Origin of the sequence: Bergeriella denitrificans NBRC 102155 (genome assembly GCF_001592185.1) — a bacterium.
In the GTDB taxonomy this organism is placed as follows: Bacteria; Pseudomonadota; Gammaproteobacteria; order Burkholderiales; family Neisseriaceae; genus Neisseria; species Neisseria denitrificans.
Genome location: NZ_BCWL01000007.1, coordinates 1 through 24,485, shown reverse-complemented (window position 1 = coordinate 24,485; position 24,485 = coordinate 1). Strand labels below are relative to the sequence as shown.

Here is a 24,485-nt window from a genome sequence, read left to right as displayed (position 1 = left end):
GGGCGAGCCAACGCCGTAGCAGAAATTCAGTTCTTCGACTATTAAGGGAAGGCATCGCGTTCTGAACAAGGAGGGGAATGTGTCGAAATGGTTCGAGCAGGCCGCAATGGGTCGCTATGTGGCGCAAAAGGAACGTGCTTTTTTCGCGCAATATGCGGCGGCGGGCAAAATGCGGGTAGCGCAGCTGGGCGGAAGCTGGCTGGAGCCGTCTGAAAATATCGTGCGCGTGCCCGAAGATGTGGTGATGAAAGCCGATGCCATGGCTTGGGCGCGCGGTGCGCTGGATATGCTGCTGCTGCCGCACAGCCATGAATACGGCGGCTGCCCGCTGCGCTCGCTGGCCGAAGCATCGGCGGCGCTGCAGGCAGGGGGCAGGCTGGTGCTGACGGGGTTTAACCCGCATTCTTTATGGTATGCCAGCGGCTGGTTCGACGGCGTGCGCCTGCCCGAGCGTCGGCATTGCTTGGCACTTCCCGATTTGAAACGGCACGCGCAGGCTTTGGGTTTTGCGGTGGAATACGGCAAGTTTATGGTGTATCTGCCGCCGGTAAAAGGCGGCGGTGCAATCCGTTTCTGGCAGGGTTTGGAAAAGGCGGGCGACCGCTGGTGGCCGCAGCATGCGGCGGTGTACGGCTTGGTGTTGGTGAAACAGGCTGCGGGCGTGCACCCTTTGCCGGAGTGCCGGTTGCAAACGGATGAAGCGCCGCTGGTGTTGGGTGCGGTTAGGGTGTCGGATTCGGGCGGCTGATGCGGCCGGTTTTTCAGACGGCATGGATGACGGGTAATACAGGTTTTTATAGCGCATCTGCTTGCGGGCAGTTTATCGATACGAAAGGCCGTCTGAAAAATATGCGTTTCGGTATCGGGTTGGCTAAATTGATTGTTTGATAACAAAAAGTAAACCCTCTGCCGCAGCAAGGTTGTACAGACCGATTTTGGATAACGATATACATATCCGCTGCGCCGCCGTATGCCTGTATGCTTCGGGCAGCGCGGCAGATATGATGATGGTGATTGGAGAATATTATGCCGGAATTGCCGGAGGTGGAAACCACGCTGCGCGGCGTCGCTCCGCATATAGAAGGGAAAACGGTGGCCGATGTCTGCGTGCGCCAAGGTAAACTGCGCTGGCCGGTGCATCCGGATTTGCCTGAGATTTTGCGCGGGCAGCGGGTGGAAGAGTGCGGGCGGCGTGCCAAATATTTGATTATCCGTTTTCAGACGGGTATGCTGCTGATACATTTGGGTATGTCGGGCAGCCTGCGGATTTTTACTGCGGGCGACGGGCGGATTGATGCGCCCGGCAAGCACGACCATATCGATGTGGTTTTTTCAGACGGCACGGTATTGCGCTATCACGACCCGCGCAGGTTTGGCGCGGTGCTCTGGTATGAGGGCATTGCCGAGCATCACCCGCTGTTGCAGAAGCTGGGCCACGAGCCGCTTTCCGAAGCCTTTTCCGCCGAATATCTGTATGCCTGCCTGCAAAAGCAGAAAAAGGCTGTGAAGTTGTCTTTGATGGATAACGCGCTGGTGGTGGGCGTCGGCAATATTTATGCCAACGAGAGCCTGTTTGCCGCCGGCATCTCGCCGCACCGCCCGGCCAACTGCGTATCGGAAGCGGAGTGCGCCCTGCTGGTGGCAAGCATACGGAATATCCTGACGCGCGCCATCGCGGCCGGTGGCAGCACGCTGCGGGACTTTGTTAACAGTGACGGCAAAAGCGGCTATTTCCAGCAGGAATATTTTGTTTACGGCAGGCATCAGCAGCCTTGCCGCCAATGCGGCCGGCCGGTGGAAAAAGCCGTTATCGGGCAGCGCAGCGCGTTTTATTGCGGCGGCTGCCAAACCTAAAGCCGTCTGAAAAATGCGTGCTGACGCGCGGCATGCATCCTTTTTGATTTTGATGGATAAATAATAATGTCTTCACAAAAAGCTCCTTTTCTGACCCGTATCCGCCGCCTGCTGCGCCTGTGCAGATGGCTTTACCGCACCGGCCGAAGCCTTAACCGCATCGACGGCGGGCAGCCGCTGCAACGCCGTCAGGCGCTGGTGGACTTGGGGCGGGGCGCGCTGGAAGCTTTGGATGTCGAATGGGAAGTTGCGCCGCAGCTGCCGCAAGCCGCCGACGGCATGCTGGTGGTGGCCAACCATGTGTCGTGGCTGGATATTTTCGTGATGAGCGCGGTGTGTCCGAGCAGTTTTATCGCCAAACAGGAAATCAGCCGCTGGCCGGTATTGGGCAAAATGGGGCGGAACGCGGGTACGGTGTTTATCAACCGCGATTCCCGCCGCGACATCGAGCCGATTAACCAGGCGATGAGCGAGGCTTTGCGTGCGGGGAAAAACGTCAGCTTCTTCCCAGAAGCGCGTACTTCTTCGGGCGAGGGTGTGCTGCCGTTTAAAGCGGCGCTGTTTCAATCCGCGCTGGATGCGGGCGCGCCCGTGCAGGTGCTGGCGCTGCGTTATTACGATGAAGCGGGCAAGCGTTCTACCGCGCCGTCTTATGCCGATGTGAGCCTGGCTGTGTCGCTGTGGCGGATTGTGTCGATGAAGCGCATCCGCATCCGCCTGGATTTCGCGCCGCTGATTACGCCTGCGGATTATGCGGGCAAAGACCGCTATGCTTTGAAAGATATGGCCGAGGCTTTTGTGCGTGCCAAAGTGGCGGAATAGGGGGAAGTCAAATTTTATTTGGCTTTCCGCTATTTTATGTTAAAGTTTGGTTTTATAACTCGGCGGTTCTGCCGCTACACGGGGCTGTTTGACTGAAATCCGGATAATCTGCCGGCGGGGCTGTGCGCCCGAAAGCCGGAGGGCGGCATCATATAGAGAAGCCGTCTGATTTTGGTCAGACAGCCTTTTTGCGTTTATTTGCGTTTACAAAGGTATTTTCATGCAGTCTTGGCAGTTACCCGAACACGTTGCCGACGTGCTGCCGACCATGGCGCGGCAGCTGGAGAGCGCGCGAGAGCAGCTTTTGGCTTTGTTTCGCGTGCACGGATACGAATTGGTGCAGCCGCCGCTGATGGAGTACAGCAATTCGCTGCTGACCCATATCGACGCCGGTCTTTCTTTGAAAACCATACGCGTGGCCGACCAAATCAGCGGCCGCCAGCTGGGCATCCGCGCCGACATCACGCCGCAGGTTGCCCGTATCGACGCGCATCTGCTGTCGGCCAATAACGGCATCAACCGCCTGTGTTACGCCGGTGCAGTGCTGCACGCGCGCCCCGACGGTTTTTTCAGCACGCGCGAGCCTTTGCAGGTGGGCGCGGAGCTTTACGGCTACGATGGCATTGCTGCCGATATCGAGCTGGTGGATTTGATGCTGAAAAGCATGGCTCTGGCCGATTTCGGCGATGTGCTGCTGTCGCTGGGGCATATCGGCGTGTTCCGCGCGTTGGCGGAAGCGGCGCATCTCGACCGCGAGCAGTCGGCGCAGCTTTTGGCGCTGATGCAGGATAAAGATGCGGAAGCCGTCCGCAAACTGGTGGCGGGCTGGCAGCTCGACGGTATGTGGGCGAAAGCCTTTTCCCTGCTGCCGACGCTGTACGGCGGGCGCGAAATACTGGCTGCGGCGCGGGCGAAGCTGCCCGATTTGTCGGCTGTCGGCAAGGCTTTGGACGAGCTGCAGGCGGTGTGCGACGCATTCCCCGAGCAGGCACTGCATATCGACTTGTCGGAGCTGCGTGTGGACAATTACCATACCGGCCTGCTGTATGCGGCTTACGGGGCGAAAAGCCATGATGCCGTGGCACGCGGCGGCCGCTACGACGGCTTGGGCGGGCATTTCGGCCGGGCGCGTCCGGCTACGGGCTTCAGCTTCGATTTGCGCACCTTTATCGGCCGCCTGCCCGATGCGGGCCGCAGCCCGGTCATTATGGTGGCGCAGCAGGATGCGGCGGCGGCACGCGAAGCCGTTGCCGAGCTACGTGCGCAGGGGCAGTGCGTGATTGTGGATTACGGCATGGAGCATAACGGCTCCGCCAATATTGCAGGCCGTCTGAAAAACATCGACGGCAGCTGGCAGATTGTCGGCGTTTAATGATTGTATTCAGTAAAAGGTTGGATTTTATGGCTAAAAACGTGGTAGTAATCGGCGCACAGTGGGGCGACGAAGGCAAAGGTAAAATTGTTGACTGGCTGGCGGAAGAAACCACCGGCGTGGTGCGCTTCCAAGGCGGCCACAATGCCGGCCACACGCTGGTTGTCGGCGGCAAGAAAACCATTCTGCGCCTGATACCGAGCGGTATTCTGCACGAACAGCTCGACTGCTTTATCGGCTCGGGCGTGGTGGTTTCTCCGGAAGCATTGCTGGGCGAGATTGACGAATTGAATGCCGCCGGCGTGAAAAACGTGGAAGGCCGTCTGAAAATCGCGCCGACCTGCCCGCTGATTCTGCCTTACCACATCGCGCTCGACCAAGCACGCGAGGCTTCGCGCGGCAAAGCGAAAATCGGTACGACCGGCCGCGGCATCGGCCCGGCTTACGAAGACAAAGTCGCCCGCCGCGCCATCCGCGTCGGCGACTTGCTGGACTTGGGCAAGCTGCCTGAGAAACTGGAAGCGATTTTGGCGTATTACAACGTTCAGTTGCAGCATCTGCACCATGCCGAGCCGGTGAAAGTGGAAGATGTGATGGCGCTGATTGAAAAAGTCGCGCCGCGCATCGTGCCGATGATGACCGATGTGTCCCGCGTGTTGAACGAGAAAAACCAAAAAGGCGAAAAACTGCTGTTTGAAGGCGCGCAGGGTACGCTGCTGGACATCGATTACGGCACTTATCCGTTTGTGACTTCTTCTAACTGCCTGGCCGGTGCGGCTTCCGCAGGCGCCGGTGTCGGCCCGCAGATGCTGGATTATGTATTGGGTATCGTCAAAGCCTATACCACCCGCGTAGGCTCCGGCCCGTTCCCGACCGAATTGTTCTGCGACATCGGTGCGGGCTTGGCCGAACGCGGCCACGAGTTCGGCTCGGTTACCGGCCGTGCCCGCCGCTGCGGCTGGTTTGACGCCGCTGCGCTCAAACGCTCGATTCAGGTCAACGGTATTTCCGGTATGTGCATCACCAAGCTGGACGTGATGGACGGCATCGAAACTATCAATATCTGCGTCGGCTACGAGCTGCCCGACGGCAGCCGCACCGATATTCTGCCGCTGGGCTCGGATTTGGTGGCGCAATGCAAGCCGGTGTATGAATCCATGCCGGGCTGGAGCGAATCGACTTTCGGCGTGAAGGAATACGATAAGCTGCCGGAAAACGCCAAAGCCTATCTGAAGCGCATCGAAGAAGTCTGCGGCGCACCGGTGGCCATCGTATCGACCGGCCCCGACCGCGAAGAAACCATCGTGTTGCATCATCCTTTTGCCTGATATCCGTCAGCTATAGTCGGAGAAATTAATTTCTCCGACTATAAAAAGCCCCTCGTTATCGAGGGGCTTTTTGATGTATATCCAACAAAGGCTAATGATTTGAAAAAAAGCAGAAATCCCGAAAGCGGCTTACTAGGCAAGGGGGCATTCTTCCAGTATGATTGACAGCCGGATTTAATAACGGCGTAAACCGTAAAGCCATACCGGCCATGAGTGCCGACGGTACATAAGCGGATTATGCCGCAACAAGACTTCACAACACCTTTCCCACCCCTGGAGTACGCCATGCTGAGCCGAACCCAACAGGTCGATTTGTCCCTGCAGCATTTGAAAAACCATATTTTGTCCGTTTATACGCCGGAACAGCGTAAAAGCATTACCCAATCGGAAGACTGGAAAACGTTCGGCGCGCGCCTGCAGCAGCATTTTCCCAAGCTGATGCACGAACTGGACAATGTTTATGGCAGCAATGAAGCAGTATTGCCGATGCTGGAGCAGCTGCTGGCCAACGCTTGGCACAGCTATGCCAAACGCAGCCGCAATCTGAAAACCATCGATGCCGCGCGCGAAGCCGATCCGGATTGGATTTTGTCGCACAAGCAGGTCGGCGGCGTGTGCTATGTCGATCTGTTTGCCGGCGATTTGCAGGGTTTGAAAGCCAAAATCCCATATTTTCAGGAACTGGGGCTGACTTATCTGCACCTGATGCCGCTGTTTCAATGCCCGGAAGGCAAGAGCGACGGCGGCTATGCTGTCAGCAGTTACCGCGACGTCAATCCCGCACTGGGCACAATCGACGATTTGCGCGAAGTGATTGAAGCGCTGCACGAAGCAGGCATTTCCGCCGTGGTGGATTTCATTTTCAACCATACCTCCAACGAGCATCAGTGGGCGGTAGAATGCGCGGCAGGCAATCCGCTGTATGACAATTTCTACTATATCTTCCCCGACCGCTGGATGCCCGACCAATACGACCGCACCCTGCGGGAAATCTTCCCCGACCAGCATCCCGGCGGCTTCTCGCAGCTGGAAGACGGGCGTTGGGTGTGGACGACCTTCAATTCTTTCCAATGGGATTTGAATTACAGCAACCCGTGGGTTTTCAATGCCATGGCGGGCGAAATGATGTTTCTCGCCAACTTGGGCGTGGACATCCTGCGTATGGATGCCGTCGCCTTTATTTGGAAACAGATGGGTACTAGCTGCGAAAACCTGCCGCAGGCGCACGCCCTGATCCGCGCGTTCAACGCCGTGATGCGTATCGCCGCGCCGGCCGTATTCTTCAAATCCGAAGCCATTGTCCACCCCGACGAAGTGGTGCAGTATATCGGGCAGGACGAGTGCCAAATCGGCTACAACCCCCTGCAGATGGCGCTGCTGTGGAATACCCTGGCCACGCGCGAAGTCAATCTCTTGGAGCAGGCGCTGACCTATCGCCACAACCTGCCCGAGCATACCGCCTGGGTCAACTACGTCCGCAGCCACGACGACATCGGCTGGACGTTTGCCGATGAAGACGCAGCCTATTTCGGCATCAACGGCTACGACCACCGCCAGTTCCTCAACCGCTTCTTCGTCAACCATTTCGACGGCAGCTTTGCCCGCGGCGTGCCATTCCAGTTTAATCCTGCTACCGGCGACTGCCGCGTCAGCGGCACAGCCGCCGCCTTAGCCGGTCTGGCGCAAAACGACCCGCACGCCGTTGACCGCATCAAGCTGGTGTACAGCATCGCCCTGAGCACCGGCGGCCTGCCGCTGATTTACTTGGGCGATGAAGTCGGCACGCTGAACGACGAAAGCTGGCATCTCGACGCCAACAAGGCCGACGACAGCCGCTGGGCGCACCGCCCGCGCTACAACGACGCGCTCTACAGCCAACGGCATGACGACAGCACCGCCGCCGGGCAGATTTACCAAGCCCTGCGCCACATGATCCGCATCCGCCAAAGCAACAAACGCTTCGACGGCGGCCGCCTGCTGACCTTCCATACCCACAACAAACACATCATCGGCTATATCCGCAACCAAGCGCTGCTGGCATTCGGCAACTTCAGCGAATTTGCCCAAACCATTTCCCGCCACACGCTGCAAGCCATGCCCGCGCAGGCCAAAGACCTGATTAGCGGCCAAACCGTGCGCCTGGATCAGGATTTGGTTTTGAAACCGTATCAAGTGATGTGGCTGGAAATCGCTTAAATAGCATCGGCAGAAAACGGTTGATGCCGCCTACCGGTTCAAAAATGCCGCAAAAAGCCGTCTGAAAATATCGTTTTCAGACGGCTTTTTAGTATTCTGCGACAACACATAAGCATCACACAACCAGCTGCTCCGATAAGGCCTGCTTGAGCGCCTGCTGGTGTTTCGGATTTTCCAGGCTCGGGCCGTACACGATGAAGCTGTCTTCCACGCGTTCATCGAGGGTGGCGATTTTGGCATAGCGCAGGCTGACATCGTGGGCGAAGAAGACTTCGGCCAGGTCGGCCAGCAGGTAGGCGCGGTTGACGGCGATGACATCGACGGTGTACCAGCCGGGGTAGTCTTCTTCCTGGGTGATGGTGACGCTCGGGGCGATGGCCAGATAGCGGCTGCGGCGGCTCAGGCGGTAGCCGTAGCTTTGCTGATCCAATACCGTGTGGCCGTGGATAAAGCTGTTCAACTCGGCTTCCAACGCACTTTGGATATTGGGGTAATCGTCGGGAGCGTGCTGCGCGGGGATTTGGACGATAAAGGTATCCAAAATGTAATTGTGTTCGGTGATGAACGCGCGCGCGGCGAGAATGTCGAAACCGTGGCGGCTGAAAATACGACAGAGGCGGGCAAACAGGCGCGGGCCGTTGGGCATGAAAATCATCACCTGGAAGGTGTCGCTCTCGGGCAGGATGCGGCTGCGTACCAATGGTGTTTCGAAATCGTGCACCAGATTGGCGGTATGCCAGAGCACTTCCCGCGTCTGATGGCGGGCAAAATAGGCCGAGCCGAGCGCCTGCCACAGTTTTTTCTGCTGCTTTTCCGGTGCGCCGGTGCGGGTGAGCAGTTCGGCGGCTTCCTGCTGGCGCAGGCTGAATACGGCGCGGGCGTTGTTGCCGCTGCCGGAAAGGTAGCGGGCGGCGGCGTGAAACAGGCTTTCGAGCAGGCTGGCGCGCCAGGTGTTCCAGAGCTTGGGGTTGGTGCCGCGGATGTCGGCGATGGTGAGCAGGTAGAGCGCGACCAGCCGCTCGTAGGTTTTGACGCGCGCGCAGAAGGCACGCAATACGTCGGGATCTTGAATGTCTTCTTTTTGGGCCACGGCCGACATCAGCAGATGGTCTTCCACCAGCCAGGCCAGCAGGTCGGCTTCTTCCGGGCTGAGAAAGTGGTCGGCGGCAAACTGCCGCGCATCGGCAATGCCCTCAATGGCATGGTCGCCGCCGCGCCCTTTGGCGATGTCGTGGAAAAAGGCGGCCAGATACAGCACGGATTGCTGCGGAAAACCCTGCATCAGCGCGGATGCGAAAGGCAGCTCGTGGCTGTGGCTGTCGAGCGCGAGGCGGCGCATATTGTGGACGACAGTCAGAATATGGTCGTCCACGGGGTAAACGTGAAACAGATCGTGCTGGAGCAGGCCGACGATTTTTTCCCAGGCGGGCAGATAGCTGCCGAGAATGCCGTAAAGATTGAGAAAACGCAAGACATGGGTCAGCCCTTGGCCGTTGCGGAAAAAGCCGACAAAGCGGCGGCGGTTGTCTTCGTGGGCGTAGAAGCCGCTGTCGATATGGCGGGCGGCCGCCCACCACGCGCGCAGGGTTTGCGGCTCAAGGGCGGTGATGTCGTTACGCGCCTGCAGATGCTGGATGATTTTGAAGATGTGGCGGGGATTGCGCCGGAAAATCTCGGTATCGAATACGGCGATTTGGTTGTTGATTTGCACATAATCGTCGTCAATCGGAAAACGCGCGTGCTGCAGCGGAGAGTAAATACGCCCCTGAAGCATGGGCAGCAGAATGCCGTTGAGACGGGTTACGGTTTTGACCGTGCGGTAAAACACCCGCATCAGCTTTTCGCTTTTGCGGCGCAGGCTGTCGTCGCCAATGCCCGTGCTTTCGGCCACCTGACCCTGCAGGTCGAAAATCAGCCGGTCTTCCGCGCGTGCGGCGCACAGATGCAGATGGATACGCAGGGCGGCCAGCTGCTTGTAGCTGCGGATTAACATCACCGCTTCGGAGCGGGTCAGAATGCCTTGGGCAATCAGGGCTGAGGGCGCGGTATCCAGCCCTTGCGCTTTGGCCAACCACAGCATGGTGTGGATGTCGCGCAGGCCGCCCGGGCAGCTTTTGATGTTCGGCTCCAATACCGCGCCCGAGCCTTGCGATTTGTGGTGGCGCTGGTGCATTTCCAGCAGCTTGGCTTCGGTAAAGCCGGCCACGTCGCGTTGCGCGGCGGTGTCACCGAGCAGCTTGGCCGCCGCTTCGGGGTTGCCGCAGAGAAAACGCGCTTCCAGAAAGGCGGTGTCGCCGGTAATGTCTTGCGCCGCGCTGTCGCACAATTCGGCGATACTGCCGCTTTTAACCGAGGGCTGGAGCTTCATGTCCCACAAGGTTTGAACAAAGGCGGAGATTTTCTCCTGCAGGCCGTCTGAAATTTCAGACGGCGCCACAATCGCCAAATCCAAATCGGAATGGGGATAAAGCTCGCCCCGTCCGAAGCCGCCCGTGGCCAGCAGGCTCAGGCCGCTGCCGTCAAACAACGGCTGCCAAAGCGCACGCAGCAGGGTTTCCGCCGCTTCGCAATAGGCGCGGAAAAAGGCGGCCGGGCGCCCCCGCTCGAGAAAAGCGGCGGCGGCCTGCTGTTTTTGGGCGGAAAAAGTTTGATAAGCGGCTTGGTTGCTGGACATGGCGGCTCCGAATAAAAGGGTGGGTCAGTATGGCGGCGGTGTTTTTCAGACGGCTTTTCAGGCTTCGGCCAGCTTCAAACGCTCTTGCGGCGAAAGCAGTAGCTGGTAGGCGGGAATGCCCAGCGCAGCGGCCATTTTGTCGATATTGGAAAGCGCGATGTTCCAGCGTTTGCGTTCTACCGCCGATACATAAGTGCGGTCGAGGCCGCATTGGCGGGCCAGCTCTTCCTGCGACCAGCCTTTGTTGACGCGGAACAGGCGCATATTGTAGGCCAAAACGGCGCGCAAATCGTTTTCGTCGGGCAGCTCGGCGGGGGCGGTCAGTTTGTTGCTCATGGCATATCCTTTGTCGCTTGATGCGCTGATTCTACCTTAACTGGTGCGGAAAAGAAAAACGGCAGCGTGAAGCTGCCGTGAAGCCTTTAGGGGCATTACATTTGAATCGCGCCTTCGACCGTGATGCTGATTTCTTCCGATCCGGGCAGCACAGGCGCGGCTTCCGCATCGGCAGCCATGCCGGCCGAAGCCATCATGGGCGCGGCGCGGCTCATTTTCATCTGGTAGCTGTCGTAGCCGATGGTGCGGCTGCCGATGTGGCCCAAATTCAGTTTCACGATTTTATAGCCGGAAAAGCCCAAAGTGCCCGCCAGCGACTGCGCGCGGTCTTTGAAACGCAGGAGCGCGGCTTTGCTGACTTCGTCTATCGCCGCTTCGCGCTTGGCTTTGGAGACGCTGAAAGAAGAATGCTCGAGATTGGCATCGTTTTGCGTTTCGGCAATCAGGCGGTTGAGCGCGGCAAAATCCTGGCTTTCGACTTTAAACTCGGCGGTTTCAATCCAGCCGGTCTGCGTGCGCTTGCCGTTGTTGTATTGGTAGCGCGGGTTGGCGCTGCGGCCGGTCAGCTCGGTTTGAAACGGCTTGCCCTGTGCTTTGCGGCTGAACGCGTTGAATTTGCGGGTAAATGCGGCGTTAACGGCGGTGCGGTCTTTGCCTTCCGCAGTCACTTGGAAGCGGGCAGTCATGGTATCGCGGGCTACTTCCGTAACGGCACTTTCGGAAAACTCGACTACGTTGTAATTCAAAGGCTCGGCGGCCACGGGCAGGGCGGCCAGCAGCAGCGCGGCCGAAACGGTACGGAGCGTCATCGGGTGTCCTTTCTTAAAGTTTGCATATTCGGGCGGGCAGGTGCGGCCTGCCGTTTTATAGTCATTTAAAAAGATGTACGCTGAAACGGCGAGTATAACCCCGCCGGTCGCAAATAAATGTAAGGCCGTCTGAAAAATCAGGTTTTCAGACGGCCTTTGGGCGTATTGTCTCGCGCTGCTTGCGAAAAGGCGTTTAGAAGCGGCGTTTCAGCTTGCAGGCCTGCAGAATGTGCACGGCCAGCTCTTCCACCGATTTATCGGTGGTGTTGGTAAACGGAATATTGTGGCGTTTGAACATGGCCTGGGCATCGTTGACTTCGCTGCGGCAGGTGCGGATTTCGGCATAAGTCGAATTCGGGCGGCGCTCCTGGCGGATGGCCTGCAGGCGTTCGGGCTGAATGGTCAGGCCGAAGATTTTGTCTTTATAAGGCTTAATCATGCGCGGCAGGTCGGTCGATTCCAAATCATCGGGAATCAGCGGATAGTTGGCGGCGCGGATGCCGTATTGCATGGCCAGATACAGGCAGGTCGGCGTTTTGCCCGAGCGCGATACGCCCATCAGAATCACATCGGCTTCTTGCAGGTTTTTATCGCTGATGCCGTCGTCGTGGCTGAGGGAGAAGTTCACCGCCTCCATACGCGCATCGTAGCGGTCGGTATCGACGATGCCGTGATGCCCTTGTGCCGATTGGGTGGCTTCGGTATGCAGCTCTTTTTCCAAGTCGGGCAGGAAGGTATCGAAAAAATTGATGTGGAATGCGTTGGCCGATTGGATAATGTTGCGGATGTCGCGGTTGACGACGCTGACAAACGTAATCGGGCGCTGGCCGCCGGTTTGCGCCGACTGCTCGATTTTTTCCACCACCGCCATGGCTTTTTCCGGCGTGTCGATAAACGGGAAAGTCGAGCGTTTGAATTCCAGGTTGCCGAATTGGTTGAGCAGGGCTTCGCCGATGTTTTCGGCGGTAAGGCCGGTGCGGTCGGAGATATAGAAGATATGGCGCGGTGCGGTCATGGTGTTCCTTAATCAATAGGGCGGGGTATCAACAATCATAGGGTAAAGGGCGGGGCATCCTGCCTGTTTTCAGACGGCTGCAAAGCAGGCGCCAAGCAGCCATCATAGCAAGAGCGGGCGTGAAGATAAAGCGGCTTTTGTTAAGATTACACCACATTACAACAGAATCAAATAAAATTAAAATACACATTTTATATAAATAAATTTAAAAAAATTGGAATTTTATGCCAATTTATCATATTTATTGAATGTTTTGAAATTCATTAACTTATTTTAAATTCTAAGAATTACAAGGAAATAAGCAGGTTTGGCGGATGCGCGCGCCGCTTGTTTCATTTTACTACACGCCTGCCGCCCGCAATTTTTCAGACGGCACAAACCGCAGCGGCGGCATAAAATACATGACAGGGCGGGATTGAATGCCTTAGAATAATCGGGCTGATTCATTTCTTTTTTAACATACAGACGAATGGATGAAAAATGGCTGCAGACTACGTGATTTGGTTTGAAAACCTGCGCATGACCGATGTGGAGCGCGTGGGCGGTAAAAATGCCTCTTTGGGCGAAATGATCAGCCAGCTGGCTGAAAAAGGCGTGCGCGTGCCGGGCGGCTTTGCCACCACCGCCGATGCCTACCGCGCGTTTTTGGCGCACGAAGGTTTGAGCGAGCGTATTTCCGCCGCCTTGGCGAAACTCGATGTGGACGACGTTGCCGAGCTGGCGCGCGTCGGCAAGGAAATCCGCCAATGGATTTTGGATACCCCTTTCCCCGAGCAGCTGAATGCCGAAATCGAAGCGGCTTGGAACAAAATGGTTGAAGATGCCGGCGGCGCGGACATTTCCGTAGCCGTGCGCTCGTCTGCCACCGCCGAAGACCTGCCGGACGCATCTTTTGCCGGTCAGCAGGAAACCTTCCTGAATATCAACGGCCTGGAAAACGTTAAAGAAGCCATGCACCATGTGTTTGCTTCCCTGTATAACGACCGCGCCATCTCTTACCGCGTACACAAAGGCTTTGAGCACGACATCGTGGCCCTGTCTGCTGGCGTGCAGCGCATGGTGCGCTCCGACAGCGGCTCTTCCGGCGTGATGTTTACCATCGATACCGAATCCGGCTACGAGCAAGTCGTATTCATCACTTCTTCTTACGGCCTGGGCGAAAACGTCGTACAGGGCGCGGTCAATCCCGACGAGTTCTACGTCTTCAAGCCGACCCTGAAAGCGGGCAAACCGGCCATTCTGCGTAAAACCATGGGTTCCAAGCAGATTAAGATGATTTTCACCGACAAAGCCGAAGCCGGTAAGTCTGTCACCAATATCGACGTGCCCGAAGAAGACCGCAACCGCTTCTCGATTACCGACGAAGAAATCACCGAGCTGGCACACTACGCGCTGATTATCGAGAAACACTACGGCCGCCCGATGGACATCGAGTGGGGGCGCGACGGCGTGGACGGTAAAATCTACATCCTGCAGGCGCGCCCTGAAACCGTGAAATCCCAAGAAGACGGCAAACGCAGCCTGCGCCGCTACACCATCAGCGGCGAGAAAAAAGTCTTGTGCGAAGGCCGCGCCATCGGCCAAAAAGTCGGCCAGGGCAAAGTGCGCCTGGTGAAAGACGCATCACAAATGGAAAGCGTGGAAGCCGGCGACGTATTGGTGACCGATATGACCGACCCGGATTGGGAGCCGGTGATGAAACGCGCTTCCGCCATCGTGACCAACCGCGGCGGCCGCACCTGCCACGCAGCGATTATCGCGCGTGAATTGGGCATTCCGGCCGTAGTGGGCTGCGGCGACGCCACTTCTTTGCTGTCTGAAGGCCAAGAAGTCACTGTATCCTGCGCCGAAGGCGATACCGGCCTGATTTACGACGGCCTGCTGAATGTGGAAGTGACCGAAGTGGCTTTGGACAATATGCCGAAAGCCCCGGTAAAAGTGATGATGAACGTCGGCAACCCCGAATTGGCGTTCAGCTTCTCCGGCCTGCCGAGCGAAGGCATCGGCCTGGCGCGTATGGAATTCATCATCAACCGCCAAATCGGTATCCACCCGAAAGCCCTGTTGGAATTCGACAAACAAGACGACGAACTGAAAGCCGAAATCGGCCGCCGCATCGCCGGTTACGCATCGCCGGTAGATTTCTACGTCGATAAAATCGCCGAGGGCGTGGCCACGCTGGCCGCATCGGTTTACCCGCGCAAAACCATCGTGCGTATGTCCGACTTCAAATCCAACGAATACGCCAACTTGGTCGGCGGCAACATCTACGAGCCGCACGAAGAAAATCCGATGCTGGGCTTCCGTGGCGCGGCGCGCTACACCTCCGAAGACTTCACCGAAGCCTTCGCGCTGGAGTGCAAAGCCCTGAAACGCGTGCGCGACGACATGGGCTTGACCAACGTCGAAATCATGATTCCGTTCGTGCGTACCCTGAGCGAAGCCGAAGCCGTGATTAAAATCCTGAAAGAGCACGGCCTGGAGCGCGGCAAAAACGGCCTGCGCCTGATTATGATGTGCGAAGTACCGAGCAACGCATTGCTGGCAGAGCAGTTCCTGCAATACTTCGACGGCTTCTCCATCGGCTCGAACGACATGACCCAGCTGACTTTGGGTGTCGACCGCGACAGCGGCGGCCCGATTGCTGCAACCTTCGATGAGCGCAACCCGGCGGTGAAAGTGATGCTGCATCTGGCCATTTCCGCCTGCCGCAAGCAAAACAAATACGTCGGCATCTGCGGCCAAGGCCCGTCGGATCACCCCGATTTCGCCAAATGGCTGGTGGAAGAGGGCATCGAAAGCGTGTCTCTCAACCCGGATACCGTGATTGAAACCTGGCTGTATCTGGCCAACGAGCTGGAAAAATAATCCGGCCGTCTGAAAATCAAGCAACCGCCTTATCTTGGATAAGGCGGTTTTTTTACGCGCGGGGCGGTGTTACACGTTACAATACGGTTTGTGCGGATATAGCCTGAGAACATTATAAAAGCGTTTATATTCTCAGCGACGTCATTAGCTTCGCAAGTCCGCTGCGCTTCCCCCGCGCAGGCGGGAATGACGTCGCTGAGAAGTCTAAGATTTTTACGAAGATTTCAGGCTGTATTTAAGTAACGCGTAGGCCGGGCTTCAACCCGGCAAAACCTTACCACAGCGGCCTTACAGCCCGGCCTGTCCATATTGAATTTTTAAACATTCCCCAATACCCCCAACCCCTGTTTTTCAGACGGCAGGAAGCCGACCATGCACTTTACCGACACCCATTGCCACTTGGCCGAAGCCGTCTTGCAGGCCGATTGGCCGAATGTATTGGCCGCCGCCGAAGCCGCGGGCGTCACGCGCTTTATCGTGCCCGCCACCCGGCCGCAGGATTGGCAGGCTGTGTTGGATTTCCCTGAAAAGCCGTCTGAAAAAGCCCGCATCCACCGCGCCGCCGGCATACACCCCTGGTTTGCCGCCGAAACGGAAGAGGGCGACTGGCAGCGGCTGGAAGCCTTATTGGCCGCGCACCCGCAGCTGTGGGTCGGCGAAATCGGCTTGGATGCCCTGAAAACAGAGCGGGCGGATGGGGCGCAGCAGCAAGCCGTGCTGATCCGCCAGCTGGTGTTGGCGCAGCAGTACCGGCGGCGGGTGATTGTGCACAACGTCAAAGCCGGCGCCGCGCTGGCTGCCGCCGTGAAAGCCGCAAAATTCACGCAGGGCGGCATTATCCACGCCTTTTCCGGCAGCGCGGAAGAAGCGCGGCAGCTGATAGGCTTGGGCTTTTACATCGGCATCGGCTCGCTGCTGCTCAACCCCGCCGCCAAAAAAATCCGCGTCACCCTCAAGCAGCTGCCGCTTGAGCGCATCGTTTTAGAAACCGACAGCCCCTTTATGCTGAAAAACGCCGTTAATACCCCCGCCAATATCCGTGCCATCGCCGCCGAAGCCGCGCAGATACTCGGCATCGGCATCGACACGCTGGCGCGGCAGACCGAAGCCAATACCGACAGGCTGCTGGCCGCTTTTCAGACGGCCTGAGCTGCCCGCATATCCGCAACATTCAGACGGCATATACCGCAAAGACATCATGAACATAGGCCCATACACCATCGACACCCCCATCGCCCTGGCACCGATGGCGGGCATTACCGACAAACCCTTCCGCCGCCTGTGCCGCGCATTCGGTGCAGGCTGGGCGGTCGGCGAAATGCTGACCAGCGATCCCTCGCTGCGCCATACCAAAAAAAGCCTGTACCGCAGCGACTTTTCCGAAGAAGGCGGCATCATCGCCGTGCAGATTTTGGGCAACGACCCTGCTGTCATGGCCGAAGCCGCGCGTTACAACGTCGGGCTGGGCGCGCAGGTCATCGACATCAACATGGGCTGCCCCGCCAAAAAAGTCTGCAACGTCGCCGCCGGCAGCGCCCTGATGCAAAACGAAAAACTGGTCGCCCAAATCCTGCAGGCCGTCGTCGCCGCAGCGGGCGTACCTGTCACCCTCAAAACCCGTTTAGGCTGGGCAGACGAACACAAAAACCTGCCCGTCATCGCCCGCATCGCCGAAGAAGCCGGCATCGCCGCGCTGGCCGTACATGGCCGCACCCGCACCCAAATGTACAAAGGCGAGGCCGAATACGGCCTGATTGCCGAAGTCAAAAGCCGTCTGAAAATCCCCCTGTGGGTCAACGGCGACATCACCTCCCCGCAAAAAGCCGCCGCCGTGCAGGCGCAAACCGGCGCCGACGGCATCATGATTGGGCGCGGCGCACAAGGGCAGCCGTGGCTGTTTCGCGACCTCAAACACTACCGAGAGCATGGCGTTTTGCCCCCGCCTTTAAGTCTGGCAGAATGCAGCCGCACCGTGTTAGCCCATCTGCAGGCGTTGCACGAATTTTACGGCGCAGAAGCCGGCCTACGCATCGCCCGCAAACACATAGGCTGGTATCTAGACCCCCTGCCCGGAGGCGAAGCTGCCCGCCGCGACATCAACCGCATCGCCGAAGCCCCCGCGCAATACGATGCCGTCGCCGAATTCCTGCGCCGCCTGCCCGAGCATACCGACACATGGGCGTGCAGCTATCGGTAAGGGTGTGGTTTTCAGATACATAAAATCCCACGTATCTTGCCTTATTTCAGGCACATGCCCGGCAACGCCCCGAACAGTCCATCAAAAAAAAGCCGTCTGAAAATCTTCAATTTTCAGACGGCTATCCCAAGCCCTACAGGTGGCTGAGCGAAGTCGAAGCCTTTTCAATCTTTAAGCCGCTATTGAGCATCAGTGCGGTTTCCAAAAAGTCAAACTGCGTAGGCTGAGAGCATGAGCGGCCATTTGGCTTACACGTTTCGTTTTTTTCCGCATTACACTATACTTCTGCCATTCCCAAAGAATGATTACCATTATGCCCGATCGCCTGTTTAATTCCGGAAGACGCTGGCTGAAACTGATTGTTTTCGGCAGCACCGCCTTGCTGCTGCTTTTTGTCGGTATGACCGCTTCGGTGTACCACGTTTTCAGCCACGAGCGCATCCAGAGCCGGGCGGATGCGGCTTTGAAGGACACGCGCCGCAGCGTGCGCTTTGATGAGGAAATCGGGCGGAGTTGGTTTCCCCGCCCGACGCTGACCCTGCACAATCTCATTATTTCGCGCCCCGACCGCCGCGATGCCGCCATTCATATCAAACGCGCGCAAATCGGGTTTGCCTGGCGCAGTTTGTGGCAGCAGGAGCCGGTGATTGAAAAATGGCAGGCAGAGGGCGCAGAAATCCGCATCGAGCGGGAAGCGGACGGCAGCTGGAGTCTGCAGGATTTATGGCAGCTGCCGGGCAGAGAGATGGCGGTTAACCGCGTGAATATGGCCGGCAGCCGCCTGACAGTGCGCGTCGGGCAGGCGGATTATGTGGTGGAAGATTTCGGCATCAACCTGCAGGCGCCGGTTTCAGACGGCCGCCGTTTCCGCATCATCGGCACGCTGCCGCATGACGCGCATCCTTTGGCGTGGCAGGGGCAGGGCATGCTGAAAGCATCGGCGGAGGGCTGGCAGATACCGGCGTTTACCTTAAACGCGCAAAGCCGTCTGAATCAGCATCCTGTCAATATCAGCGCCGAAGCCGCTCTGCGTATCGATGTGCAGGCGCAGACCCTGTATGCCGACGATACCGCTTTGCGTGCCGACAGCAGCTACCCCAACGGCCATTTGAGCGTGCAGATTCCCCAATGGAGCTTACAGCCCGAACGCCTGCATCTGAATACGCTGAGCGGCGCATTTACCGCGGAAGAGGGTGGGCAGCAATGGGATGCCGCCGTGAAACTCGACAAAGCGGTATGGCGGCCGGGCATTGCCACGCTGGACAGCGCCGAAATCAAAGGGCGCTATAAAACCGTGTACCAGCAAACCCAGTTTACCGCCGCAGGCAACCTGATGTGGCAGCACAGCCGCGGCGTGAAAGCCGAGCAGCTGCAACTGACCGCTTGGCAGGAAAGTCTGACCGATCCCGCCCCCCCGCGCTACAACACCAATCTGCAGGGCAGCGTCGAATGGAGCGGGCCGCAGGCTTGGCAGGGCGGCTTTACCGGCCTGTTCGACCGCCAGCCGCTGGCGCTCAAGCTGCGCTACCATGCCGAAGAAGGCCGCGTGCCCGTGTTGGAAGCCGGGCTGGCGTTGCAAAAGCTCAACCTGATACCGTATTGGCAGAGCCTGCAAAGCAGCGGCGGCAAGGCTTACCCCGCCTTGTTTGAACACCCCCGTATGCCCGAGCTGGATGCCAACTTACGCATCGGGAGCATCCAAATTCCCGGTCTGCAGTTGGACGATGTCGAAACCCATCTACAGGCCGACCGCAGCCGTTTGGCCTTGAGCCGCTTTCAGGCCGGGCTGTACGGCGGGCGCACGCAGGGCGGCCTGGTGGTAACCAATACCGAAATTCCGTCTTACCATCTGCAGCAAAACGCACGCGGCGTACGCATCCGCCCGCTGTTGAGGGATTTGTTCGGCTTCCATACCATCAGCGGCAACGGCGATGCCGACATCGACCTGCGCGCACGCGGGCGCGACCGCCAAAGCCTGAGCGCATCGCTCAACGGCAGCCTTTCCCTGAATATTTCAGACGGCCATTGGCACGGCATCGATTTAAACAATATCCTGCAAAGCGGCAAAGTCGGCCAGGCCGCCGCCGACCGGCAAACCCCGTTCCGTCGCTTTACCCTCAGCAGCACCATTACCGACGGCATCGGCTATCACGAAAACACCGAGCTGACCTCCGACAGCCTGTATGTGACCGGCAGCGGCTATACCGATTTTGCCAAGCAGGAGCTGGCCGAAAACCTGCTGATACGCAACCCGCGCTACCCCCGCGCCAAGCCCGTTCCCCTGAAAATCAGCGGGCCGGTGGATAACCCCTCCGTCACCCTCGATTACAACCGCCTGACCGACGGCCTGAGTACGCCCGAGGAAAAACAGAAAGCCCTGGCCGATACCCTGAAAGAGCAATGGAAATGGCTCAGCCCGCCGTCAGGTCAGGCAGAGAAACGCGCGCCTTAGGCCGGTAAAGATACAGTTATCCTGACATTGTGTGCATGCCGTTGTGGATAATCTGTTTTGGTGTTTGATAAATAAGCAGATTATCAGATTGATTAAAAAACAGGCATAGTGATGCGGGAAAAGCCGTCTGAAAATCCAGTTTTTCAGACTGTAGGATGGGCATCTTGTGACCAAAGGAAATCCCGTTACGGGACCCGTCGCTCATTCATAGAATGAGATAAACCTCTTATTAAGCTATTTTCTTTGCCTTGCGGCAAAGCGACGGGCAGGGATGCCCGTCCTACGTCATTGAAATTTCCGGCTTATAGGGAGAAAGTATTAAAACCTACCGAAAGCATTATCCTGTAAGGTTTTAAACAGAATGAAAGCCATCAACATAAAAATATCCTTTGATACCAAAAACAGACTGTAGGACGGGTATCCCTGCCCGTCACTCATTCACAGAATGAGATAAACCTCTTATTAAGCTATTTTCTTTGCCTTGCGGCAAAGCGACGGGTCCCGTAACGGGATTTCCTTTGGTCACAGGATGCCCGTCCTACGTCATTGCGTGCTATCTGTACTGTCTTTATCTTGCTGTTTGTTTTTTTGTATTGTGTCCGATAAAAAAAGCCGTTTGAAAATTGCATTTTTCAGACGGCTTTTTTGAAATGTGTCAATCTTTTGTTGTCGGGAGGGGGCTATAGTCGTAGGACGGGCATCCCTGCCCGTCGCTCATTCACAGAATGAGATAAACCTCTTATTAAGCTATTTTCTTTGCCTTGCGGCAAAGCGACAGGTCCCGTAACGTGATTTCCTTTGGTCACAAGATGCCCGTCCTACGTCATGGTGTTATCTGTACTGTCTTCATCTTACTGTTTGTTTTTTGTATTGTGTTCAATAAAAAAGCCGTCTGAAAAATCCAGTTTTTCAGACGGCTTTTAATGTAAATAAATTATAAAATATATTAATTCATTTAAAAATAAAATAAGTTATATAAAATTTAATAATTAAATTAGTATTATCAAATTAATTTATATATGCTAAAATACTACCTACTACCTACTACCTACTACCTACTACCTACTACCTACTACCTACTACCTATAGCTGATATTACATACTGGTTTTTCGTATGAAAAATAAGACAAATGAGTTTTGATTTGCGTTAATAAATTCTAATAAAAGATGATATGTAAATCAAATGTCGATATAATAGCCGAGCTGAAAGCTATCAGCCGATATGTTGTATAAATATGCCGGCTGCCTCGGAGAAATTTTATGAGGACAAAGTCAGTAAAGCTCTGTTAAAGAGTGTGATATGAAAAATGCGCGATCCGCGCATTTTTATTCTGGTATCTGTGTGCAGCTGATGTTTGGCTACATGGAGATGCCGGGCTGCGAAGCCTTCGGTTTGGCGGCCCGGCATTATTTATTGTGATTTGTATGCTTCGGCTTTTGCAAATCACGTCTATCTTTTAAAGGCTTATATACGTGAATAAATCTTATAAAGTGATATTTAACCGCTCGAAAGGTATTTTCCAAGCGGTTTCGGAGCTTGGTAAAGCTCAGGGGAAAGCAAGCAGTAAAACGGTCAGCACTGTAAAGACCATCGCCTCATCCGTGGCGGCGGCGGTGATGCTGATGGGTAGCCCTCAGGCATTGGCGGCATATACTGCAGGTCCAAATGGAAACGATTTGAAACTTGCAACATCTGCTTTAGGCAGTGTTGCGATTACTGGCGGAGCAGGTGTTGCAACTGCGTCAGGCGGTTGGGCAATCGCCGTGGGTAACAATACTACAGCGACTGCTAATGACGCGATTTCAATCGGCTCGCATTCGCGAGCTCTGTACGAAAACACGGTATCTATCGGCAATCGTAATACTGTCGGGGTGACTGGTTTCAATGGTGCAAACTCCGTTGTAATCGGTCATAACTCGAGAACATCGGAGCGCCAAGGTATTGCTGTTGGCGATAAAGCCAATGCTTACGGTATGGCGTCTGTTGCCATTGGCCGTGACACGGTTGCGTTGGCAGGCTCGGTGGTTATCGGTAGTGAAGCGCAGGTTATCAGAGATCCCAACATTCCGAATTTGGAGCTGCAATATACGGCTAACGGCTCGCAATTCGGTGAGGCTCAAAATTCGGTATCCGGCCATGTGGTTATCGGTGAGCAGGCGCGTGCGGGTAATGTGATTAGGCAGATTAACGGCGGCCAAATTGCCATCGGTAAGCGGGCCAATGCCACATCGCTGCGCGGTATTGCCATCGGTGAGGGCGCTGAAGCCCATGTTGTTGATAAAAATATTGATCCCAATAACCCTGATCAGGTTGGGCTAATGAGAGACAGCTTGGCGGTGGGTACTTTATCCAAGTCAACCGGCGTAGGCGCCTCGGCGGTTGGTATGGAATCCAATGCTTCGGGCTTTATTGCCTCGGCGATTGGCGGGAATGCTAATGCAAGCGGCTCCCAGTCTTCAGCAGTCGGTAGCAGCGCCAATGCCTCGGGTACATGGGCTACCGCCTTGGGTGTCAATTCCAATGCCGGCGCCCAAAATGCGAACGCTTTGGGTAACGAAAGTGTTGCCAGCGCACACAGCGCAACCGCAGTGGGCAGTAAGGCGAAAGCCACCGAAGCGAATGCAACGGCAGTAGGCGATACTGCGCTTGCCGGCGGCGTGAAATCTTCAGCCCTGGGCGCCAATGCGAATGCCTCAGGCAGCAGTGCCACCGCTTTGGGTAATGCGGCGACTGCATCTGCTCAAAATGCAACTGCGATCGGCGTAGGCGCGCAGGCAACGCTGGATAATTCTGTTGCTTTAGGCTCTAACTCCGTTACTTCATCAGGTTTAACGCCGACTTCTGCCGGTACAACCAAATACGAAACAGCCTCCATCGGCGGTATTACCTATGGCGCAGCAGGCGGTATGAGTGCATTTGCCGGTGCAAACCCGAACTCCGTCGTATCTTTGGGCACTGCCGATTCACCCCGCCGTCTGCAAAATGTTGCGGCAGGTTTGATTAGCGCAACCTCTACCGATGCAGTAAACGGCTCGCAGCTGTATTCCGTAGCCAGCGCAGTGGCCGGCCGCGCCGTGCCGTTTACCACTCAAGTAAACGGTACTTTGGTTGAAACCATCGGCGACAGCACAAAAGGTACGCCTGATACCACTGTAAACTTTGTCGACGGTAATGCGACTACCGCACGGGTAGATAATAAGGCTGCGCCAAATAAAGGCATTACTTTTGACGTTAAGGTCGATGATTCGACAATCAAAATTGTGAATGGCGCGCTGACCGCTGTCACTTCTGCGGGCACGCCGGTCGATCTGCCGAGCAGCTATACCCATGTAAATGACGGTACAGCTACCCAGTCTGTGGGAAGTCCGACAACCAACTTGGGACGATATAACGAAAAAGGCGGCGCGATAGGTACTAAATCGATTGCGGTCGGTGTGAGTGCCAAATCGGAAGGTATCAATTCGATTGCCGTCGGCTTAGGGGCAAATACCAACGCAAACGGTGAAAATACGATTTCGTTAGGCTCATCTGCCGTTTCGGCTGATGCCCGGGCGATTGCGATTGGTGCATTTTCACAAGCGGTAAGCAGCCATACAATTGCGGTGGGTAATAACGCCATTGCCAATGCGTCTGATGCGTTGGCAATGGGCCGCGTATCCCGCGCTTCAAAAGAGGGTGCAATCGCATTGGGTGCGCAAACGAGTGCTTCCAGTAATCATGCGATAGCCTTGGGTAGCCGAGCCAATGCTTCGGCTACGCGCGCCGTATCATTGGGTGCTGATGCCAGTGCTTCGGTTAACCGTTCTGTGGCATTAGGCGACAGCGCAACGACTGTTGCGGCTGTAGTTACAAAAGAGGCGGAGGTTAACGGTGTTAAGTACGGTAACTTTGCCGGTGCAGCGCCCATCAGCGTGGTTTCCGTTGGCAGTGAAGGCAACGAGCGCCAAATCCACAATGTAGCAGCAGGCCGTATCAACGCGACTTCTACGGACGCGATTAACGGCTCGCAGCTGTATATGGTCGCCCAAGAAGTCGGCAACCGCATGCAGTCATTCACCACCAGCGTGAACGGCACAAAAGCTGAAACCATCAGCAATAAAGGCGATGTAAACTTCGTTGATGGCAAAGCAACGACTGCGCGTGCGATTGACGGCGACATTACCTTTGATGTCAATGTGGACGGCAGCTCTATCGTCAATAATAATGGCAAGCTGTCTGGTGCGACCGTGGTATCAGGCAATAACACCACCGTTACCAATACCGCGACATCAGGTGCGCCTGTTTACAAGGTTGACGCGCGCGACACCCTAGTAACTGGCGATCAAGGTGTAACCATCACTGGCGGCACTCTGAACGCGAACGGCGTGCGTACTTATAACGTCGCAGCAAACATAGATAACTCAACCATCACCATTAACAAAGATGGTCAGCTTGTGGCGAATATCCCTGAAGTGAACATCACTGAAGGCGAAGTGGGCGCACTTCCGAGCGGCGCACTTGAAGAGACAGGCGATACCACAGGTTTTGTGAACAGCACGAACTTGGTTAACGCGATCAATGC

15 protein-coding genes are annotated in these 24,485 nt (G+C 56.3%); 11 read left to right on the top strand and 4 right to left on the bottom strand.

What is annotated here, in order from left to right:
• Positions 1–106 precede the first annotated feature (106 nt).
• The 6 genes from BDE01S_RS01500 to BDE01S_RS01475 all read left to right on the top strand — a co-directional run bounded on the left by BDE01S_RS01500 (position 107) and on the right by BDE01S_RS01475 (position 7,572).
• On the top strand, positions 107–748 hold the full coding sequence (locus BDE01S_RS01500; protein WP_082790387.1) for a methyltransferase: 642 nt from the start codon (positions 107–109) through the stop codon (positions 746–748).
• 278 nt (positions 749–1,026) lie between these two features.
• On the top strand, positions 1,027–1,854 hold the full coding sequence (gene mutM, locus BDE01S_RS01495) for a bifunctional DNA-formamidopyrimidine glycosylase/DNA-(apurinic or apyrimidinic site) lyase (RefSeq protein WP_066076341.1): 828 nt from the start codon (positions 1,027–1,029) through the stop codon (positions 1,852–1,854).
• Positions 1,855–1,920: 66 nt separating this feature from the next.
• Positions 1,921–2,676 carry a 1-acylglycerol-3-phosphate O-acyltransferase gene (locus BDE01S_RS01490; protein WP_066076338.1) on the top strand — a complete coding sequence of 252 codons (756 nt, stop codon included), beginning with the start codon at positions 1,921–1,923 and terminating at the stop codon, positions 2,674–2,676.
• Between the two features lie 220 nt (positions 2,677–2,896).
• Positions 2,897–4,048, top strand: coding sequence for an ATP phosphoribosyltransferase regulatory subunit (locus BDE01S_RS01485; RefSeq protein ID WP_066076335.1), 1,152 nt, complete (start codon positions 2,897–2,899; stop codon positions 4,046–4,048).
• A 29-nt stretch (positions 4,049–4,077) separates the two neighbouring features.
• Positions 4,078–5,376 carry an adenylosuccinate synthase gene (locus BDE01S_RS01480; protein ID WP_066076347.1) on the top strand — a complete coding sequence of 433 codons (1,299 nt, stop codon included), beginning with the start codon at positions 4,078–4,080 and terminating at the stop codon, positions 5,374–5,376.
• Positions 5,377–5,661: 285 nt separating this feature from the next.
• Positions 5,662–7,572, top strand: a complete 1,911-nt coding sequence (locus tag BDE01S_RS01475; RefSeq protein WP_066076332.1) for an amylosucrase — start codon at positions 5,662–5,664, stop codon at positions 7,570–7,572.
• 115 nt (positions 7,573–7,687) lie between these two features.
• Here BDE01S_RS01475 and glnD read toward each other — a convergent pair whose 3' ends face one another.
• The 4 genes from glnD to ppsR all read right to left on the bottom strand — a co-directional run bounded on the left by glnD (position 7,688) and on the right by ppsR (position 12,406).
• Entirely contained in the window at positions 7,688–10,246 is a 2,559-nt protein-coding gene (glnD, locus tag BDE01S_RS01470) for a [protein-PII] uridylyltransferase (protein ID WP_066076329.1), read from the bottom strand.
• Between the two features lie 57 nt (positions 10,247–10,303).
• The gene (locus BDE01S_RS01465; protein ID WP_066076326.1) at positions 10,304–10,582 is read right to left on the bottom strand and encodes a helix-turn-helix domain-containing protein; all 279 of its coding nucleotides are present in this window, start codon (positions 10,580–10,582) and stop codon (positions 10,304–10,306) included.
• Between the two features lie 95 nt (positions 10,583–10,677).
• Positions 10,678–11,391: an SIMPL domain-containing protein gene (locus BDE01S_RS01460; RefSeq protein WP_066076322.1), complete on the bottom strand. Its 714-nt coding sequence runs from the start codon at positions 11,389–11,391 to the stop codon at positions 10,678–10,680.
• A 193-nt stretch (positions 11,392–11,584) separates the two neighbouring features.
• Complete coding sequence (gene ppsR / locus BDE01S_RS01455; protein ID WP_066076319.1) at positions 11,585–12,406, bottom strand: posphoenolpyruvate synthetase regulatory kinase/phosphorylase PpsR; 822 nt, start codon at positions 12,404–12,406, stop codon at positions 11,585–11,587.
• 480 nt (positions 12,407–12,886) lie between these two features.
• Between ppsR and ppsA the strand changes: the two genes are divergently transcribed.
• From ppsA to BDE01S_RS01430, 5 genes are all read left to right on the top strand, one after another.
• Positions 12,887–15,274, top strand: a complete 2,388-nt coding sequence (gene ppsA, locus BDE01S_RS01450) for a phosphoenolpyruvate synthase (RefSeq protein WP_066076316.1) — start codon at positions 12,887–12,889, stop codon at positions 15,272–15,274.
• 372 nt (positions 15,275–15,646) lie between these two features.
• On the top strand, positions 15,647–16,423 hold the full coding sequence (locus tag BDE01S_RS01445; RefSeq protein ID WP_066076313.1) for a TatD family hydrolase: 777 nt from the start codon (positions 15,647–15,649) through the stop codon (positions 16,421–16,423).
• A 49-nt stretch (positions 16,424–16,472) separates the two neighbouring features.
• Positions 16,473–17,471, top strand: a complete 999-nt coding sequence (gene dusB / locus BDE01S_RS01440; protein ID WP_066076310.1) for a tRNA dihydrouridine synthase DusB — start codon at positions 16,473–16,475, stop codon at positions 17,469–17,471.
• A gap of 313 nt (positions 17,472–17,784) precedes the next feature.
• Positions 17,785–19,923 (top strand): AsmA family protein, encoded by a 2,139-nt coding sequence (locus BDE01S_RS01435; protein WP_082790388.1) that lies wholly within the window; start codon positions 17,785–17,787, stop codon positions 19,921–19,923.
• A 1,473-nt stretch (positions 19,924–21,396) separates the two neighbouring features.
• Positions 21,397–24,485: ESPR-type extended signal peptide-containing protein (locus BDE01S_RS01430; RefSeq protein ID WP_255265789.1), on the top strand; the 3,089-nt coding region annotated here is incomplete at its 3' end.